Consider the following 18,528-nt stretch of genomic DNA (forward strand, 5'->3'; position numbering starts at 1 on the left):
CGTACGAACGATCCGGCACACGGGCCGATGGAGAGAGACCATGAGTCATTTGATCGACAAACTGAATTACTTCAGGAAGAAGCGCGAGCCGTTTGCGAACGGCCACGGCGAAACCCACAATGTAAGTCGCGAATGGGAAGACAGCTACCGCCAGCGCTGGCAGCATGACAAGATCGTGCGTTCCACCCACGGCGTCAACTGCACCGGTTCCTGCAGCTGGAAAATCTACGTCAAGAACGGTCTGGTTACCTGGGAAACCCAGCAGACTGACTACCCCCGCACCCGTCCGGACCTGCCCAACCATGAGCCCCGGGGCTGCCCCCGTGGGGCCAGCTACTCCTGGTACATGTACAGCGCCAACCGCCTGAAGTACCCGCTGATGCGCAAGCATCTGATGAGGCTCTGGCGCTCCGCCAAGATGCAGCACAACGATCCGGTGGACGCCTGGGCTTCCATCGTGGAAGACCCCAAGAAGACCGCCGAGTACAAGCCCCGTCGTGGTATGGGCGGCTTTGTGCGTTCCAGCTGGGACGAAGTCAACGAGTTGATTGCCGCCTCGAACGTTTACACAGCGAAGCAGTACGGCCCTGACCGCATCATCGGCTTCTCGCCGATTCCTGCCATGTCCATGGTGTCCTACGCAGCCGGCAGCCGTTACCTGTCCATGATCGGTGGCGTGTGCATGAGCTTCTACGACTGGTACTGCGACCTGCCGCCGGCCTCCCCGCAAACCTGGGGTGAGCAGACCGACGTGCCGGAATCCGCCGACTGGTACAACTCCGGCTACATCATTGCCTGGGGTTCCAACGTGCCCCAGACCCGTACCCCGGACGCCCACTTCTTCACCGAAGTGCGTTACAAGGGCACCAAAACAGTCGCCATTACCCCGGATTACGCCGAAGTTTCCAAGCTGTCTGACGAGTGGATGAACCCCAAGCAAGGTACCGATGCTGCCCTGGGTATGGCCATGGGCCATGTGATCCTGAAAGAATTCCACGTCGACAAGCCCAGCGAATACTTCACCGACTACGTGCGCCGCTATACCGACATGCCCTACCTGGTCATGCTGGAGCAGCGTGAGGACGGCCGCTATGTGCCCGGCCGCTTCCTGCGGGCCAGTGATCTGGTGGACGGCCTTGGGGAAGAGAACAACCCCGAGTGGAAAACCATCGCCATCGACGAGAAAACCAACCAGTTGATTGCTCCCAATGGCTCCATCGGCTACCGCTGGGGGGAAAAGGGCAAGTGGAACCTCAAGCAGACTGCAAGCAGCAACGAAGTGGAGCTGCAGTTGTCGATGGTCGAGAAGCACGATGAAGTGGTGGATGTTGCATTTCCGTACTTTGGCGGTATCGAGCATGACCACTTCAAGCACGTGAAGATCTCCGACACCCTGACCCACAAACTGGGCAGCCGCACAGTTCAACTGGCTGACGGCAGCGAGGGCCACGTTGTTACTGTATTCGACCTGATGGTCGCCAACTATGGTATCAGCCGTGGACTGGGCGGCGATGACGGCGCCACGTCTTACGATGAAGTGAAGCCCTACACTCCCGCCTGGCAGGAAAAGATCACCGGCGTTCCCGCCGAGAAAGTGATCCGCATTGCCCGTGAGTTCGCCGACAACGCCGACAAGACCAAAGGCCGTTCCATGGTCATCGTCGGTGCCGGTATGAACCACTGGTACCACATGGACATGAACTACCGTGGCCTGATCAACATGCTGATCCTATGTGGCTGTATCGGCCAGAGCGGTGGCGGCTGGGCCCACTACGTTGGCCAGGAAAAACTGCGCCCGCAGACTGGCTGGCAGCCCCTGGCCTTCGGCCTGGACTGGCAGCGTCCGCCGCGCCACATGAATTCCACGTCCTTCTTCTACGCTCACTCCGGCCAGTGGCGCTACGAGAAACTGGGTGTCGATGAGATCCTGTCGCCGCTGGCGGACAAGTCCAGATTCAGTGGCAGCCTGATCGACTACAACGTCCGCGCCGAGCGCATGGGCTGGCTGCCGTCTGCGCCACAACTGAACCGTAACCCGCTGGGTATTGCGGCCGAGGCCGAAAAAGCCGGCATGGAAGTGGCGGCCTATGTGGCCCAGTCCATGAAGGATGGCTCCCTGGCATTCGCCAGTGAGGATCCGGAAGCGCCCCAGAACCACCCGCGCAATATGTTCATATGGCGGTCCAACCTGCTGGGTTCCTCCGGTAAGGGCCACGAGTACATGCTCAAGTACCTGCTCGGTACCAGAAGCGGCCTGCAGGGCAAGGATCTCGGCCACGAGGGCGGCGCCAAGCCGAAAGAAGTGAAGTGGCATGACGAGGCACCGGAGGGCAAACTCGATCTGCTGGTAACCCTGGACTTCCGTATGTCCACTACCTGTCTGTATTCCGACATCGTTCTGCCGACTGCGACCTGGTACGAGAAGAACGACCTGAACACCTCCGACATGCACCCGTTCATCCATCCGTTGACAGCGGCCACCGATCCGGCCTGGGAAGCCCGTAGTGACTGGGAGATCTACAAGGGCATTGCCAAGGCGTTCTCCAAGGCGACCGAGGGCCACCTGGGTGTCGAAAAAGATGTGGTCACCCTGCCGCTGTTGCACGACGCGCCAGCCGAGCTGGGCCAGCCGTTCGATGTGAAGGACTGGAAGCGCGGTGAATGTGACCTGATTCCAGGCAAAACCGCGCCCAACTTCATCACCGTGGAGCGGGACTACCCGAACACCTACGCCCGCTTCACCTCCCTGGGCCCGCTAATGGACAAACTGGGCAACGGCGGCAAGGGCATCAACTGGAACACTGAGAAGGAAGTGAAGTTCCTTGGTGACCTGAACCACAAGCATCTTGAGGGTGCCAACGCCGGTCGTCCGAAGATCGAAAGCGCCATCGACGCCGCTGAGGTCATCCTTTCCCTGGCACCGGAAACCAATGGCCAGGTGGCGGTAAAAGCCTGGGCGGCACTGTCCGAGTTCACCGGCCTTGATCACACCCACTTGGCGAAGAACAAGGAAGAGGAAAAAATCCGCTTCCGGGACATCGTTGCGCAACCGCGCAAGATCATATCCAGCCCGACTTGGTCTGGCCTGGAAGACGAGCACGTGTCCTACAACGCCGGTTATACCAACGTGCATGAACTGATCCCCTGGCGCACCCTGACGGGCCGTCAGCAGTTCTATCAGGATCACGAGTGGATGCGCGCCTTCGGTGAGAGCCTGCTGGTGTATCGCCCGCCCATCAACACCAAAACCGTAAGCCACATGATCAACCAGCGCAGTAACGGCAACCCCGAAAAAGCGCTGAACTGGATCACGCCGCACCAGAAGTGGGGCATCCACAGCACCTACAGCGACAACCTGCTGATGCTGACCCTGTCCCGCGGTGGCCCCATCGTCTGGCTGAGCGAAGACGACGCCAAAGAGATGGAAATCGAGGACAACGACTGGATTGAACTGTTCAACGCCAATGGCGCCATTGCAGCCCGGGCGGTGGTGAGCCAGCGGGTGATGCCCGGCATGGTGATGATGTACCACGCCCAGGAGCGGATTGTGAACATCCCGGGCTCGGAAATCACCGGCACCCGGGGCGGTATCCACAACTCGGTTACCCGCGTATGCCCGAAGCCGACCCACATGATCGGTGGCTATGCGCAGTATTCTTACGGTTTCAACTACTACGGCACCGTGGGCTCCAACCGCGATGAATTCGTGGTCGTTCGCAAGATGCACAACGTCGACTGGCTCGACGGCGAAGGCAATGACACTGTTCAGGAGGCTGTAAAATGAAGATCCGTTCCCAAGTCGGCATGGTACTGAACCTGGACAAGTGCATCGGTTGCCACACCTGTTCAGTGACCTGCAAAAACGTATGGACCAGCCGTGAAGGTATGGAATACGCCTGGTTCAACAACGTCGAGACCAAACCCGGTATCGGCTACCCCAAAGAGTGGGAGAATCAGGACAAGTGGAAGGGCGGCTGGATGCGCGACAGCTCCGGCAAGATTCGTCCGAAAATCGGTGGCCGTTTCCGGGTGCTGGCGAACATCTTCGCCAACCCGGACCTGCCGCAGATCGACGACTACTACGAGCCGTTCGATTTCGATTACCAGCACCTGCATACCGCCGGCGACAGCAAGCACCAGCCGGTGGCCCGGCCGCGCTCGCTGATCTCCGGCCAGCGCATGCAGAAGATCGAATGGGGCCCCAACTGGGAAGAAATCCTGGGTACCGAGTTTGCCAAACGACGCAAGGACAAGAACTTCGATCAGGTCCAGGCGGACATCTACGGCCAGTTCGAAAACACCTTCATGATGTACCTGCCGCGCCTGTGCGAGCACTGCCTGAACCCGGCCTGTGTCGCCAGTTGCCCGAGCGGCGCCATCTACAAGCGTGAGGAAGACGGCATCGTGCTGATCGATCAGGACAAATGCCGCGGCTGGCGGATGTGTGTCTCCGGCTGCCCGTACAAGAAGATCTACTTCAACTGGAAGACCGGCAAGTCCGAGAAATGCATCTTCTGCTACCCGCGGATCGAAGCCGGCATGCCCACCGTGTGTTCCGAGACCTGCGTCGGTCGTATCCGCTACCTGGGTGTGCTGCTGTACGACGCAGACCGCATTGAGGAAGTGGCCAGCACGCCGGGCGAGCATGAGCTTTATGAAAAGCAGCTGGAAATCTTCCTGGACCCGAACGACCCGAAGGTTATCGAGCAGGCGAAGAAAGACGGCATCCCGATGAACGTGATCGAGGCCGCCCAGCGCAGCCCGGTCTACAAAATGGCCGTGGACTGGAAACTGGCCCTGCCGCTGCACCCGGAATACCGCACCCTGCCCATGGTCTGGTACGTGCCACCCCTGAGCCCGATCCAGTCCGCGGCGGAAGCCGGCAAGGTCGAGTTTGACGGTGTACTGCCGAAGATCGAAAGCCTGCGGATTCCGGTCAAATACCTGGCCAACCTGCTGACCGCCGGGGATGAGAAGCCGATTGTGCGGGCCCTCAAACGCATCATGGCAATGCGCCTGTACAAGCGCGCCGAAACCGTGGAAGGCAGGGAAGACCTGCGGGCGTTACAGGAAGCGGGACTCACCAAGGCCCAGGCGGATGAGATGTACCGCTACCTGGCCATCGCGGACTATGAGGACCGCTTCGTCATCCCCACCAGCCATCGCGAACTGGCAAAGGAAGCATTTCCTGACGCTACCGCCCACGGCGAGCGCGGCGGTTGCGGTTTCAGCTTCGGCGACGGCTGTAACGGTGACAGTAAATTCAACATGTTCGGTGGCCGTAAGCAGACCACCAGCATGGTGCAGAAACTGTCCACCGTGAAGCAGGTTGACCCGAAACAGCTGCAGGAATGAGGAAATCAGGATGAAACTTTTAAAAGTAATCGCAAGGGTTCTTGAGTACCCCACCGAAGAACTGCAGACCTCGAAAGATGCGTTGATAGCCGTTGTTCTTGAAGATGGCCGGCTGCCACGGAAAAACAAGGAGCAGTTGCTGCGGTGTATTGACCAGGTATGTGACGGAGATCTTCTTGATATCCAGGAAAACTACGTGGGCACCTTCGACAAGGGCAGGGCAACATCCCTGCTGTTGTTCGAGCACGTACACGGCGAATCCCGTGACCGGGGTCAGGCCATGGTGGACCTGATGGAGGAGTACCGTACCAATGGCCTGGAGATTGATGCCAGGGAACTGCCGGACTATCTGCCGTTGTTCCTTGAATACCTCTCTACCCGGCCATGGGAAGAAATTCGGAACTGGCTGGAAGATATCCATCACATCCTCGGCCTTCTGGGTGAAAGGCTGTATCAGCGGGAGAGCCTTTACCACGTGTTGATGGATTCGCTGCTGGTTTTGTCTGGCCGGCAAGCGAATCGTCAGGAACTGGCGCAGATTGTGGCATCGGAAGAGCGTGACGACACCCCGGAAGCACTGGACAAGGTCTGGGAGGAAGAAATGGTGAAGTTTGTGGATGATCAGGGCAGTTCCTGCGCCACCGGCGGTGTTGTTGGTCAGCGCCGCCGCGAACTGGAGCAGACCCAGACCATCCATCTGAGCGATCAGTTGATGACGGACGCAACGCCCCGTCAGGCAGGAGGCGCCTGAAGGCGCGGGAGGAAACTGAAATGATGTCCTATCTCAATACACTGTTGTTCGGGGTCTACCCCTACATTGCTATCGCTATTCTGGTAATTGGCACCTGGGCACGTTATGACCATGGTCAGTTCACCTGGAAAGCCCATTCCAGCCAGATGCTGCGCAAGAAAAACATGGTCATGGCCAGCGTACTGTTCCATGTGGGCGTACTGGTGATCTTCTTCGGCCACCTGGTTGGCCTGCTGACACCTCATGCGGTCTATGAGCCGTTCATGAGCCCCGGCACCAAGCAGGTTATGGCTATTGTTGTTGGTGGTATTGCAGGCGTGATGGCCCTCATCGGTGGCGGCATGCTCGCCTGGCGGAGGCTGACCGACCCTCGGGTGAAAGCCAGCAGCACCTTCGCCGACAACATGATTATCCTGATTCTGGTGATCCAACTGGCGCTCGGCCTGTTCACCATTCTGCCCACCATGGGACATCTGGACGGCAGCACCATGCTCCAGTTCTCGGCCTGGGCCCAGGGCATTGTCACGCTGCAGGGTGGCGTTGCGGGTTATATCGCCGACGTGCACTGGATCTACAAAACCCACATCTTCCTCGGCCTGACCATCTTCGTGCTGTTCCCGTTCACCCGGCTTGTGCACATGTTGAGCGTGCCGGTGGAGTATTTCGGGCGGAAGTACCAGGTGGTGCGTAAGCGGGCGTGATTGGGGGAGACATAAAAGATGTCGGATTACGGCTTCGCCTAATCCGACCTACCCGAGCCTGAAGCCCCAAATGTAGGTCGGATTAGCGAAGCGTAATCCGACAACCAGCTCAAAGGAAAGCAACCATGCAACTCATCCCAGTAGGCAACGCCGAAAAACCCAGAAACCAGTTCCCGCCGGTCTACGTGGGTGACACCCTCATCGCCGAAGACGACATCGCCCGGGAAATGCAACACCACCCGGCCGAAGAAGTCGCCGAAGCCTGGCACGAAGCGGCTAAAAGCCTCGTCATCCGCGAACTCCTCCTGCAACAGGCCAGCCGCCTGAACCTGGACGACATCGCCGACGAAGAAGACCGCATCGCCCGGGTACTGGAGCTGGAACTCGACGTCCCTGACCCCAGCGAACAGGACTGCGAACGCTTCTACGCCGCCAACCCCGGCCGCTTCCGCAGCCCGACCCTGATGGCCGTCAGCCACATCCTCCTCGCCGCCGCCCCGGACGACGTCCAGGAGCGCATGCGCCAGGAAGAAGCAGGGCGCCAACTGCTGTCATCCTTACTCGACGGTCGTGCCCGGTTTGCGGAACTGGCCAAACAATACTCCGCCTGCGAATCCCGCCACCAGGGCGGCAGCCTCGGCCAGATCAGCAAAGGCCAGACCGTCGACGAATTCGAACGCCCGGTCCTGTCCCTCCAGGAAGGCCTCAACCCCGAACTCATCGAAACCCGCTACGGCTGGCACCTCGTCCGCGTCGACCAACACATCGACGGCGAACAGCTGCCCTACGAACACGTTAAGCCCCAGATACGGCAATACCTGAGCGAAAGCGTCACCAGACGAGCGTTCCGACAGTACCTGCAGGTGTTGGCCGCTGAAACTGGTGTGGAGGGTGTAGATATGGAAATACCCGACTCGCCGCTGATGCAGTGAAAAGGTTAACTCTAATACTGGGAGGCCGATGGGCCCCTTCTTCCCAAAACTGTGCGGAGCCATGGATGGCGGAGCTCAAGCGCCACATGGATGTGCTTGAGCGTGTTTTGGGAAGAAGGGGCCCATTGGCCTGTGCTCCCAAGTAAACAAGAGAGCCAGCACCCAGGCAACAAGCCCCCTTCTTTGAGGTAAGTCAATTACTCAGTAATAACCACCCAACTACCCCCATAGGGGGAGCGATTTTCCCCCCAAGCCCCACTACTATAAAACCAGATATGAAATGCATTATTAATGCAGGGGCAAACAAAATGGCACTCTTACAAACCACCGAAACACGCTACAGCAAGCCAGTACTTGTCGCCGTCAACAAACTCTTCGAAGAAGACGACCGACTGGCTCCCATGCGCCAGCACGCACTCTTCTCATCACTGAGCGACGACGACCTCACGGCACTGCTGCAGCAGTCCAAACGCCTGCGCCTTGGCCACCACCAACTGCTCTACCGTCAGGACATGCCCGCTCACCACTTCTTCTTCGTGATCTCCGGGCGGCTGCGCCTATACCGCCTCGACGCCTCAGGCATAGACCGCACCCTGGACAGCATTGCCCCCGGCGATTGCTTCGCCGAAGTCATGATCTACGCAGAGCCGGCCAGATACGCCTGCTACGCAGAAGCACTCAAATCCAGCGAAGTGCTGATGATACCCGTCAAGGTTTACCAGGATCTGCTGGAAAGAAAGCCCGAATACACCCAGTCGGCGCTGCGCCATTACGCCAGGCGTAACGTGGCCCGATTTCATGACCTGGAAATTATGACCGTGCAGAGCGCCCGTGACCGCCTGATCCGATACCTGATTGACCTACTGCCCAACGGAGCTTCCGAGGGCGGAGAAGTGGAACTGCCATTGCCTAAATGCCTGGTCGCGTCCCGGCTTGCGATGCAGCCGGAAACCTTCTCGCGGATTCTGGCAAACCTGAAAGCAAACGGACTGGTCCGGGTCAACCGCAGCCGGCTGTTCATCTCCGACCCCGCTCGACTGATTCAGATCAGCCAGTAAATGATAGAGGCAGGAAACGTCCGATGATCTCCAGCTATACCGATTTGTTAAACGCCGCCAATGCTGAACCCGAACCTCAGCGCCTGCTATTCGTGTTCTGCCGTGCCGAGCTTCCTGACGACGCCTCGGAATCTGAAAAAGCTGCCTTTGCCAGCGGAGAGGGCGGTGCCCTGGTACCGGTGGTGTGTGTCGACAAGGCGCTCGACGACGTCACTGACTTCGGAGCGCTTGTTGATGAATCCCGGCAAACAGGACAAATGTGGGACGTGGTGTTTGTCGCCGCCATGTCTGGCCGTGGCGGTGTGCAGCCCACCACTGACGAAGCACAACAACCGCTGACCATGATGGTGGAATCCATTCGTCTGGGCCACTTGGGAAACTACCTGCCCCTGGATCGCAAGGGCCAGGCGATAGCGTTGGGCTGAAAGCTTTAAAAGATACATTTGAAGTTTTTGTTTATTTGGTTGGCTTTTTAGCAACAGCCCGTTAGCAGTGAGAAATATCAAATATTCCAAAGCGTCAGGCGACTACTGTCTGCCCTGTCGCTACCCGATTCATGCGGACATCCCCAGGGGAGTATTGTGAGTTTTATCCAACGTGCTGTCACATTGATGATCTGTCTGGTTGTAATACCGGTGACGACGGCAATGGCAGCGGCGCCAGAAGAATATGAGCCACTGGCAGCCCGCCAGGTCATCCAGAAAGCCTTTCCCTCCGTCGACGACATATCACCCCGGGAGGATAACCGCGCCATCCAGGAACTTCGCAGTGGCGAAAAGCTTCTGGGGTATGCCTACCAGACTCTGGATTTTGTGCAGACTCCGGCCTATTCGGGCAAGCCGGTGAACGCCATTGTCGTGCTGGACACCAAGGGCACCATCAAGGCAACACGGGTTATCGCCCACGACGAACCCATCCTTCTGGTGGGTATTCCCGAGAGCAAGCTGGATGGCTTTACCGACCAGTACACCGGCCTGGCTGCAGATCAGCGGGTGACCGTGGGTGGCCAGTCATCAGACACTCGGGTATCCGTTGACGGGCTGTCGGGCGCTACAGTCACGGTGATGGTGATCAACGAAGTCATCATGAAAACAGCTCACCGGGTGGGTGCGGAGTTGGGGCTTGTTGAAGGCGGAAGCGGCTCCAGACCGCCGATAGCGGAAATCCGGACCGGTGAATTCACGGAGAAAAGCTGGGAAGAGTTGACCGGAGACGGCTCGATCCGCCGTTTACTTCTGACTCGGGGGCAGGTGGACGACGCCTTCGAGGGAACCGAGGCCGAAGGCATTGACGAAGCCGAGGCAGACGAGCGAGACGAGGCGCTGATCGATCTCTACACCGGGTATCTGAACGTGCCAGCCATCGGCAAAAACCTGCTTGGTGAGAGTCAGTTCGAGTGGCTGATGTCCGAACTGGAAGCGGGTGAACACGCCATCGCGGTGATGGCAAACGGCGACTATTCCTTCAAAGGCTCTGGTTATGTGCGTGGTGGTATTTTTGATCGCATCCAGGTTCGTCAGTTTGGAGACACCTTTAATTTTCGGGATATGGACTACCACCGTCTGAGCGACGTCTATGCCGAGGGGATGCCTGATTTTTCCGAAATGGCGATCTTCATCATCCGACAACAATACAATTTTGACCCGGGCACACCCTGGTCGCTGGAGCTGTCCGTCAAACGCCAGACTGGACCACTCGATAGCGAGTTTGCGGTGTTCCCGCTGGAATACCAACTGCCGGAGAATTATTACACTCGCCCAGAAACCGAACTGACCGAGGAAGAATGGCTGGAAACACAGCCTTTGTGGGTGCAGGTGTGGTATCAGCGTCAGTTCCAGGTTGCGATCCTGGGCGTGGGTATCGTTGCGCTGCTCCTGATCCTGTTCTTCCAGGACTGGCTGGCCAGCCGGCCCAGGTTGATCCGTTATATCCGTCATGCCTTCCTCACCTACACCTTGTTCTTTACTGGCTGGTACGCGCTGGGGCAACTGTCGATTGTGAACGTGTTGACGTTTGTACACAGCCTGATCAGCGGTTTTAGCTGGGACACCTTCCTGATCGACCCGATCATGTTTGTGTTATGGGCTGCTGTTGCCGGCATCGTTCTGCTATGGGGGCGGGCCGTTTATTGCGGCTGGCTGTGCCCCTTCGGTGCCTTGCAGGAACTGATCAACGAGATAGCACGCAAGCTGAAGGTACCCCAGTATGACCTGCCCTTTGCGGTTCATGAACGGTTATGGGCCATCAAGTACCTCATTCTCCTGGGGCTATTCGGGGTATCACTGGATTCCCTGTCTACGGCCGAGCAACTGGCGGAAGTAGAGCCGTTCAAAACAGCCATCACCCTTCGTTTCGACCGTAGCTGGCCTTTTGTTACCTATGCGGTGCTATTGCTTGTGGTCAACTTGTTCACCCGCAAGGTGTTCTGCCGCTACATGTGCCCGTTGGGAGCCGCCCTCGCGCTGCCAACCAAGCTGCGTGTATTCGATTGGTTGAAGCGTCGCAAGGAATGTGGAAATCCCTGCAGGCTGTGTGAACACGAGTGTGAGGTTCAGGCCATTCACCCGGATGGCAGGATCAACTACATGGAGTGCCACTACTGCCTCGACTGCCAGGTGACTTACTTCAACGACAACAAATGCCCACCGCTGATCGTAAAGCGCCGCGGCAAGCGCCGTGGCCATAACGCACCGGGCCATCCGGAACAGATACCGGTCACCCAGGTGACATAGGAAAAGCAGTAAAACGAAACGCAATACCGCCATTACCAACAATGGAGTTGGACGCTATGAAAAAGAGAGAAGAACTTGGCAAAGATGCACTGGAAGAGAGCGGCCTGAGTCGCCGTAAGTTCCTGGGTGCAACCGCATTGGCAGGCGCCATGGGCGCGACGGGGCTCGGTGGCGCGGTAATGACGCGTGAGTCATGGGCTGCTGCGGTCAAGGAAGCCAAAAATAAATACCATATCGCCCCTGGCGAGCTGGACGAGTACTACGGCTTCTGGAGTGGTGGGCACCAGGGTGAGGTTCGTGTCCTCGGTGTGCCGTCCATGCGGGAGCTGATGCGAATTCCGGTTTTCAACGTGGATTCCGCCACAGGCTGGGGCATCACCAACGAGAGCAAGGACGTGCTGGGCCACGACAAGAATTACCTGAACGGTGACTGTCACCACCCCCACATCTCCATGGAAGATGGCCGGTACGACGGCAAGTACCTGTTTATCAACGACAAGGCCAACAGCCGTGTTGCCCGCATCCGCCTGGATATCATGAAGACGGACAAGATCACCCATGTGCCGAACGTGCAGGCCATTCACGGCCTTCGGCTGCAGAAAGTGCCTCGCACCAAATACGTGTTCTGTAATGCGGAATTCGTAATTCCACATCCCAATGATGGCAGCGACTACAGCCTGGAGAACAGCTACACCATGTTCAGCGCCATTGATGCGGACACCATGGAGGTGGCCTGGCAGGTGATCGTGGATGGCAACCTGGACAACACTGACGCCGACTACACTGGCAAGTATGCCGCTTCCACCTGTTACAACTCGGAGAAAGCGGTGGATCTCGCCGGTACCATGCGCAACGACCGGGACTGGGTTGTGGTGTTCAACATTGAGCGTATCGAAGCGGCGGTCAAGAACGGTGACTTCAAGACCGTCGGTGACTCCGACGTGCCGGTGGTCGACGGCCGCGAGGGTTCTAAACTGACCCGTTACATTCCGGTTCCGAAGAACCCGCACGGTCTGAACACATCACCGGATGGCAAGTACTTTATTGCCAATGGCAAGCTGTCGCCGACCTGTTCCGTTATTCAGATCGACAAGCTGGACGATATTTTTGACGACAACATCGAGCTGCGCGATGTCATTGTTGCAGAGCCGGAGCTGGGCCTCGGGCCGCTGCACACCACCTTTGATGGTCGTGGCAATGCCTACACCACGCTGTTTATCGACAGTCAGGTGTGCAAGTGGAACATTGCCGACGCTATTAAGGCTTACAACGGTGAGAAGACCAATTACATCCGCCAGAAACTGGATGTGCATTACCAGCCCGGGCACAACCATGCGTCACTGACGGAATCCCGTGATGCGGATGGCAAGTGGCTGGTGGTGCTGTCGAAGTTCTCCAAGGACCGTTTCCTGCCGGTTGGGCCGCTGCATCCCGAGAACGATCAGCTGATTGATATTTCCGGTGAGGAGATGAAGCTGGTTCATGATGGCCCGACGTTTGCGGAGCCACACGACTGTATCCTGATTCGTCGCGACCAGATCAAGACGAAGAAGATTTACGATCGTGATGACCCTTCGTTCGCCAGTGCTCGCGCGCAGGCTGAGAAGGATGGCATCACCCTGGAGGGAGCCAATGAGGTCATCCGTGACGGCAACAAGGTGCGTGTTTACATGACCTCCGTGGCGCCGCAATACGGGATGACGGAGTTCAAGGTGAAGGAGGGGGATGAGGTTACGGTGTATGTGACCAACCTGGATATGGTTGAGGATGTGACTCACGGGTTCTGTATGGTGAACCACGGAGTGAGTATGGAGATCAGTCCGCAGCAGACATCTTCGGTGACCTTAACGGCGGGTAAGCCGGGGGTTTACTGGTACTACTGCAACTGGTTCTGTCATGCGTTGCACATGGAGATGGGGGGTCGCATGTTGGTAGAGAAGGCCTGATCAGGCCTTTGGCTGGGTCCTTCGGGGCCCAGCTTTAAGGCTTGGGAGAAGCAAACCAAGAGGAGACTGCTTTCCAAAACACGCTCAAGCCCATCCATGGGGCGCTTGGGCTCCGCCATCCATGGCTTCGCACAGTTTTGGAAAGCAGTCTCCTCTTGGCTTGCCGTGCCTTGGGTGCGCGCATGCTTCGGATATTTTTCTTTCCAGAGAGAATTTGATGTATCTACTTTTGCGTTATGGGGTGGCCCTGGCAGTCGCTCTGTTATCGCTGACCGCTCATGCGAGCCTGCAGGAACAGCTTGATGCACTGGAGCCCGGTGCTGTCTTTGAGCTGCCTCCCGAGCAACTTCCGCCGCTGGATTTCCGGGTGCCCGGTGTGACGGTGTCGTGTCATGCCGATACGGTGATAGACGGCGGTGGTGAAGGTAACGCTATCGATATCCTGGCTGAGGAGGTGACGCTTTCTGGTTGCCAGGTGCGTAACTGGGGAGAGGATCTGAATGAGTTGGATGCGGGGATTTTTGTGGCGCCGGAGGCTTGGGGGGCGGTTGTTGAGGGTAACCGTTTGAATGGGCCGGCGTTCGGGATCTGGTTGGATGGGACCAGGGATGTGACGGTTCGGGATAACCACATTCGTGGGGATGCCGGTATCCGCTCCCAGGATCGGGGGAATGGGATTCATCTGTTCAATACCACCGGGGCACTGATTGAGGGGAATGACATCAGTCAGACGCGGGATGCGATTTACATCGAGACGGCCAATAACAATGAGATCCGCAACAATGTGATGACGGATCTGCGTTATGGCATTCACTACATGTATTCGATGCACAATCTGCTGGAGGGCAATGTGACCCGGGGGACGCGTACCGGGTATGCGTTGATGCAGAGTAAGTATCTGAAGGTGATCAATAACCGGTCCGAGAATGATGAGAATTACGGCATTCTGATGAATTTCATTACCAATTCGGAGCTGCGGGGCAATGTGGTGACGGGAGTGTCTCAGGGGCAGACAGCAGGTGTTGAGATTTCCGGGGCCGAGGGTAAGGCTGTGTTTATCTATAACTCGTTGTACAACACTTTCGAAAACAATGTGTTCCGAGACAGCAATATCGGGATTCATTTGACGGCGGGCTCGGAGGACAACGAGGTGTTCAATAATGCGTTTGTGAACAACCAGCGTCAGGTGAAGTATGTGGCCACCCGTACCCAGGAGTGGTCGAAGAAGGGGCGAGGCAATTACTGGAGTGACTATCTGGGGTGGGATCGCGACCAGGATGGTATTGGCGATGTGCCCTATGAGCCCAATGACAATGTGGACCGGCTGCTGTGGACCTATCCGGAGGCCAAGGTGCTGATGTTCAGTCCGGCGGTGGATACCCTGCGCTGGGTGCAGGATGCGTTTCCCGTGGTTAAAGCTGCAGGCGTCAGTGACTCGCACCCGCTGATGAGCCAGCCAGAATCGTTACAACCGGAGTCCTGATGAGCTGTTTCCGTCTTGAGAATGTGAGTTACCGCTACGATAAGTCCCCGGTACTGCACGGGGTTGATCTGCGCCTGGAACCCGGTGAGATCCTGGGCCTGTTTGGCCATAATGGCGCCGGTAAAACTACCAGCATCAAGCTGATCCTGGGGTTGATGACGCCGACCCGGGGCAAGGTGTCCGTGCTCGGCGGCGAGGCCGGTGATCCTCATGTCAGTCAGCACATCGGTTATCTACCAGAGAACGTCATGTTCTACCCGCAACTGACGGGGCGGGAGATTCTGAATCATTTTGCCCGCCTGAAGGGCGTTCCCCTGAAACAGGTGCCGGAGCTGCTGGAACAGGTGGGGCTTGGTGACGCCATGAACGCGCGGGTAAAGACCTATTCGAAGGGCATGCGCCAACGTCTGGGGCTTGCCCAGGCGCTTCTGGGTAAACCGAAACTGCTGATGTTGGATGAGCCCACGGTGGGTCTGGATCCGGTGGCGACGGCGGACCTGTACAGGTTGTTGCGCAAACTGCGGGACGAGGGCACCGGCATTGTGCTGTGTTCCCATGTGCTTCCTGGGGTAGAACCCTACATCGACCGGGCAGCAATCCTTACCGATGGCGCCGTGAAGGCTGTGGGCGATCTGGCTTCCCTGCGTCGGCAGACGAACATGCCGGTGACCCTGTCCCTCGAAGCGGCTAACGGTATCCCGGCGCTGGAAAAAGCCATTGTCGCTGCCTCAGCGGATAACGGCCTGATGATCAGGAGCGCTAACGGACGCCTGCAGGTGGACGTACGCCCCCCTGAGAAAATGGCGCTGATACAGGCGCTGCTGGATTCCGGCGAGGTTCAGGACCTGGGTATTCACCAGCCCACACTGGAGGATGTGTACGTGCACTTTATCGGCTCCGGTGGTCTGGCCCATCGTGGAGGTGCCCAATGAACAGCATCTGGACCATCGCCCGCAAGGAACTCAGTGACAGCCTGCGCAACCGCTGGTTGATTGCCATCGCGCTGGTGTTTGCTGTCCTGGCCCTGGGCATTGCCTGGTTTGGTGCAGCGGCCTCGGGGCAGGTGGGCTATGCCTCCACACCCGCCACCATTGCCAGCCTCGCCAGCCTGGGCATCTTCCTGATTCCCCTGATCGCGCTGCTACTGGCCTATGACGCCATTGTGGGCGAGGAAGAGGGCGGCACGCTGCTTCTTCTGATGACCTATCCGCTGAGCCGTGGTCAATTGCTGTTCGGCAAATTCCTCGGCCATGGTCTGACCCTGGCCTTCGCCACGCTGATCGGTTTCGGCGTCGCCGGGGTTGCCATTGCCGTGCTGGTGGACAACGTGGCCATCGGTACCCTGGCCGCCGCCATGTTCCGGTTTATCGTCTCCACCATCCTGCTGGGCTGGGGTTTTATTGCACTGGCCTACATGATCAGCGTGCGGGTCAGTGAAAAGCCCGTAGCGGCAGGCCTGGCCCTCGGTATCTGGTTCTTCTTCGTACTGATCTTCGACCTGATGTTGTTGGGCACCCTGGTGGCCAGCGAGGGCAAGTTGAACCCCGAACTGTTGCCCTGGCTGCTGATGCTGAACCCCACGGATATCTACCGCCTGCTCAATATCGTCGCCTTCGGCGACGGCGCCCAGCTAAGCGGCGTACTGAGCCTCGGTGCGGATCTGCCCATTGGCGCCAACGGGTTGTGGTTCGCCCTGGTGCTCTGGTTTGTCATTCCCCTTGCTGGCGCCTGGGCCCTGTTCCGTCGCCGCCGAATCTGATCCGGAGAGTTCCATGCGTACTGTTAGTTTTAAAGCATTGTCTGCAGTGGTTGTGTTTGCCGTGCTCCTGGCCGGCTGCTCTGAATCTGAAGAGCAGGCCACTGCAAAGCCCGATCCGGTCCATTTCGAATCCGGCGATGAATGCCATGTGTGTGGCATGGTAATCACCAACTTCGATGGGCCCAAAGGCCAGGCCATTACCGCCAGGGAACAGACGACGCGCAAGTTCTGTTCAACCCGGGACATGTTCTCCTGGGTACTGCAGCCCGAGAATGCCAAACGCGACCACTCCCTCTACGTCCACGACATGGCACAAACCGACTGGGAACGTCCGGACGACACCGCATTGATCGATGCACGTGAAGCATACTTTGTGGTGGGGGCAGAGCGCAGTGGCGCCATGGGGCCAACCCTGGCTTCGTTCGCATCGGAAAATTCAGCGCTAGAGTTCGCCAATGAATATGGCGGAGAGGTAGTCGGGTTCAAAGATGTAACCATGCAGCATCTAACCCAGGATATGAGCCAGACTATGTCAGATCACAGCATGGAAATCAGTAATCACGATGGCGAACACTAAACCTGAATAAGCCCGGAAGTGGGTGGGCCTTCCGGGATCGTCAAAAACATGGATGTTTTTGTCGAGCGTACAGGGATGTATTCACAGCGTATCCCGGAGGGCCCACCCACTTCCGGGCGTTAACTCCGAGTTAGAAGTTCCAGGCGTTAACTCCGAGGTAAACCAAGTCCCGGGCACCAGCCCTAACCGCCAGTCATATTCATAAACCGAAGAATCTGAACATCCCCCTCCGTAGAAAAGTGATGCCGCTCCGGCTTCAGCTCCATGGCATTAATGATGGTTTCACGCAGCTTGTCATTGGTCACCGGATGGCCTCGCAGAACACGGCGCAGATCCACCGAATGCTCATTGCCAAGACACAGCAGCAGACGACCTTCGACCGTTACGCGAACGCGGTTACAGGTTGAACAGAAATTGTGGGAATGGGGAGAAATAAAACCAATCCGGATATCACTATCCGGCATGCGGTAATAACGCGCAGGGCCACCTGAATCTTCAGGCGTGGGGACCAGTTCATGGCGCTGGCTGATGATATCCCGAACCTCATCACTGGTGCACAGCACCTCACCACGATCATGGTCGGAGATTTCACCCAGCGGCATTTCCTCGATAAAAGTAATGTCCACCTTCTTCTTGCGGGCAAACTCTACCAGCTCCGGCACTTCCTGATCATTGCCGCCTTTCATCACCACCGTATTGAGCTTGATGCCCTCAAAGCCGGCGTCTTTGGCGGCATCAATGCCATCCAGCACCTGGCTCAGCCGGCCGGTACGGGTAATGCGATGAAACTTGTCGGCATCCAGGGAATCCAGGCTGATGTTCAGTCGCTTTAGCCCGGCCTTGCGAAGTGGCTTCGCCATGGTCGGCAACTGACTGCCATTGGTAGTCATGGCAAAATCCCGCAGGCCGTAGCTGCCAATTTCCTTCACCAGCTCCAGAATATCCTTGCGCACCAGCGGTTCACCACCGGTCAGGCGGATTTTCTCTGTACCCAGGGAAACGAAGGTTCTTGCCACGCGGGCAATCTCTTCCAGAGTCAGCACCTGCTGGCGGGGCAGGAAAGTCATTTCCTCCGCCATGCAGTAAACACAGCGAAAATCGCAGCGGTCAGTAACGGACAGACGCACGTAGTTGACGGTACGGCCAAATCGGTCTGTCAGCTTGGCGTGGGGCATGGGAATCGTTCCTGTCCTTCGCTGTATGAACTCTCATTTGAGAGTGTAGCTCAATTATG

Annotated in this window: 14 protein-coding genes; 13 read left to right on the forward strand and 1 reads right to left on the reverse strand. The window is 57.7% G+C overall.

Annotated features, from left to right (window positions below; translation table 11 throughout):
* Positions 1 to 40 precede the first annotated feature (40 nt).
* From NLU14_RS05880 to NLU14_RS05940, 13 genes are all read left to right on the forward strand, one after another.
* Entirely contained in the window at positions 41 to 3,784 is a 3,744-nt protein-coding gene (locus NLU14_RS05880; RefSeq protein WP_275705248.1) for a nitrate reductase subunit alpha, read from the forward strand.
* Positions 3,781 to 5,355 carry a nitrate reductase subunit beta gene (narH, locus tag NLU14_RS05885; RefSeq protein ID WP_275705249.1) on the forward strand — a complete coding sequence of 525 codons (1,575 nt, stop codon included), beginning with the start codon at positions 3,781 to 3,783 and terminating at the stop codon, positions 5,353 to 5,355. The genes NLU14_RS05880 and narH overlap by 4 nt, the downstream gene beginning before the upstream one ends.
* Before the next feature lie 10 nt (positions 5,356 to 5,365).
* Positions 5,366 to 6,106 (forward strand): nitrate reductase molybdenum cofactor assembly chaperone, encoded by a 741-nt coding sequence (narJ, locus tag NLU14_RS05890; RefSeq protein WP_275705250.1) that lies wholly within the window; start codon positions 5,366 to 5,368, stop codon positions 6,104 to 6,106.
* A 23-nt stretch (positions 6,107 to 6,129) separates the two neighbouring features.
* Positions 6,130 to 6,807 (forward strand): respiratory nitrate reductase subunit gamma, encoded by a 678-nt coding sequence (gene narI, locus NLU14_RS05895; RefSeq protein ID WP_275705372.1) that lies wholly within the window; start codon positions 6,130 to 6,132, stop codon positions 6,805 to 6,807.
* A 125-nt stretch (positions 6,808 to 6,932) separates the two neighbouring features.
* Positions 6,933 to 7,739 (forward strand): peptidylprolyl isomerase, encoded by an 807-nt coding sequence (locus NLU14_RS05900; protein WP_275705251.1) that lies wholly within the window; start codon positions 6,933 to 6,935, stop codon positions 7,737 to 7,739.
* Between the two features lie 308 nt (positions 7,740 to 8,047).
* The gene (locus NLU14_RS05905) at positions 8,048 to 8,797 is read left to right on the forward strand and encodes a Crp/Fnr family transcriptional regulator (RefSeq protein ID WP_275705252.1); all 750 of its coding nucleotides are present in this window, start codon (positions 8,048 to 8,050) and stop codon (positions 8,795 to 8,797) included.
* Positions 8,798 to 8,820: 23 nt separating this feature from the next.
* Entirely contained in the window at positions 8,821 to 9,222 is a 402-nt protein-coding gene (locus NLU14_RS05910; RefSeq protein ID WP_275705253.1) for a ribonucleotide reductase subunit alpha, read from the forward strand.
* Between the two features lie 186 nt (positions 9,223 to 9,408).
* Positions 9,409 to 11,529: a transcriptional regulator NosR gene (nosR, locus tag NLU14_RS05915; RefSeq protein ID WP_275705373.1), complete on the forward strand. Its 2,121-nt coding sequence runs from the start codon at positions 9,409 to 9,411 to the stop codon at positions 11,527 to 11,529.
* A 56-nt stretch (positions 11,530 to 11,585) separates the two neighbouring features.
* The gene (gene nosZ, locus NLU14_RS05920) at positions 11,586 to 13,475 is read left to right on the forward strand and encodes a TAT-dependent nitrous-oxide reductase (protein WP_275705254.1); all 1,890 of its coding nucleotides are present in this window, start codon (positions 11,586 to 11,588) and stop codon (positions 13,473 to 13,475) included.
* A gap of 217 nt (positions 13,476 to 13,692) precedes the next feature.
* Positions 13,693 to 14,958, forward strand: coding sequence for a nitrous oxide reductase family maturation protein NosD (locus tag NLU14_RS05925; protein WP_275705255.1), 1,266 nt, complete (start codon positions 13,693 to 13,695; stop codon positions 14,956 to 14,958).
* Entirely contained in the window at positions 14,958 to 15,890 is a 933-nt protein-coding gene (locus tag NLU14_RS05930; protein WP_275705257.1) for an ABC transporter ATP-binding protein, read from the forward strand. The genes NLU14_RS05925 and NLU14_RS05930 overlap by 1 nt, the downstream gene beginning before the upstream one ends.
* Complete coding sequence (locus NLU14_RS05935; RefSeq protein WP_275705258.1) at positions 15,887 to 16,717, forward strand: ABC transporter permease; 831 nt, start codon at positions 15,887 to 15,889, stop codon at positions 16,715 to 16,717. Before NLU14_RS05930 ends, NLU14_RS05935 begins: the two co-directional genes overlap by 4 nt.
* A gap of 13 nt (positions 16,718 to 16,730) precedes the next feature.
* Positions 16,731 to 17,294 carry a nitrous oxide reductase accessory protein NosL gene (locus tag NLU14_RS05940; RefSeq protein ID WP_275705259.1) on the forward strand — a complete coding sequence of 188 codons (564 nt, stop codon included), beginning with the start codon at positions 16,731 to 16,733 and terminating at the stop codon, positions 17,292 to 17,294.
* A 182-nt stretch (positions 17,295 to 17,476) separates the two neighbouring features.
* Here NLU14_RS05940 and moaA read toward each other — a convergent pair whose 3' ends face one another.
* Positions 17,477 to 18,469, reverse strand: a complete 993-nt coding sequence (gene moaA, locus NLU14_RS05945) for a GTP 3',8-cyclase MoaA (RefSeq protein ID WP_275705260.1) — start codon at positions 18,467 to 18,469, stop codon at positions 17,477 to 17,479.
* Positions 18,470 to 18,528 lie beyond the last annotated feature (59 nt).

The organism is Marinobacter iranensis, from assembly GCF_029207565.1.
GTDB classification, from domain to species: Bacteria; Pseudomonadota; Gammaproteobacteria; order Pseudomonadales; family Oleiphilaceae; genus Marinobacter; species Marinobacter iranensis.

Excerpts from the sequence above, each read along its gene's own strand:
- NLU14_RS05880 (WP_275705248.1), top strand. The coding sequence starts at position 41 with ATGAGTCATTTGATCGACAAACTGAATTACTTCAGGAAGAAGCGCGAG.
- narH (WP_275705249.1), top strand. The coding sequence starts at position 3,781 with ATGAAGATCCGTTCCCAAGTCGGCATGGTACTGAACCTGGACAAGTGC.
- narJ (WP_275705250.1), top strand. The coding sequence starts at position 5,366 with ATGAAACTTTTAAAAGTAATCGCAAGGGTTCTTGAGTACCCCACCGAA.
- narI (WP_275705372.1), top strand. The coding sequence starts at position 6,130 with ATGTCCTATCTCAATACACTGTTGTTCGGGGTCTACCCCTACATTGCT.
- NLU14_RS05900 (WP_275705251.1), top strand. The coding sequence starts at position 6,933 with ATGCAACTCATCCCAGTAGGCAACGCCGAAAAACCCAGAAACCAGTTC.
- NLU14_RS05905 (WP_275705252.1), top strand. The coding sequence starts at position 8,048 with ATGGCACTCTTACAAACCACCGAAACACGCTACAGCAAGCCAGTACTT.
- NLU14_RS05910 (WP_275705253.1), top strand. The coding sequence starts at position 8,821 with ATGATCTCCAGCTATACCGATTTGTTAAACGCCGCCAATGCTGAACCC.
- nosR (WP_275705373.1), top strand. The coding sequence starts at position 9,409 with ATGATCTGTCTGGTTGTAATACCGGTGACGACGGCAATGGCAGCGGCG.
- nosZ (WP_275705254.1), top strand. The coding sequence starts at position 11,586 with ATGAAAAAGAGAGAAGAACTTGGCAAAGATGCACTGGAAGAGAGCGGC.
- NLU14_RS05925 (WP_275705255.1), top strand. The coding sequence starts at position 13,693 with ATGTATCTACTTTTGCGTTATGGGGTGGCCCTGGCAGTCGCTCTGTTA.
- NLU14_RS05930 (WP_275705257.1), top strand. The coding sequence starts at position 14,958 with ATGAGCTGTTTCCGTCTTGAGAATGTGAGTTACCGCTACGATAAGTCC.
- NLU14_RS05935 (WP_275705258.1), top strand. The coding sequence starts at position 15,887 with ATGAACAGCATCTGGACCATCGCCCGCAAGGAACTCAGTGACAGCCTG.
- NLU14_RS05940 (WP_275705259.1), top strand. The coding sequence starts at position 16,731 with ATGCGTACTGTTAGTTTTAAAGCATTGTCTGCAGTGGTTGTGTTTGCC.
- moaA (WP_275705260.1), bottom strand. The coding sequence starts at position 18,469 with ATGCCCCACGCCAAGCTGACAGACCGATTTGGCCGTACCGTCAACTAC.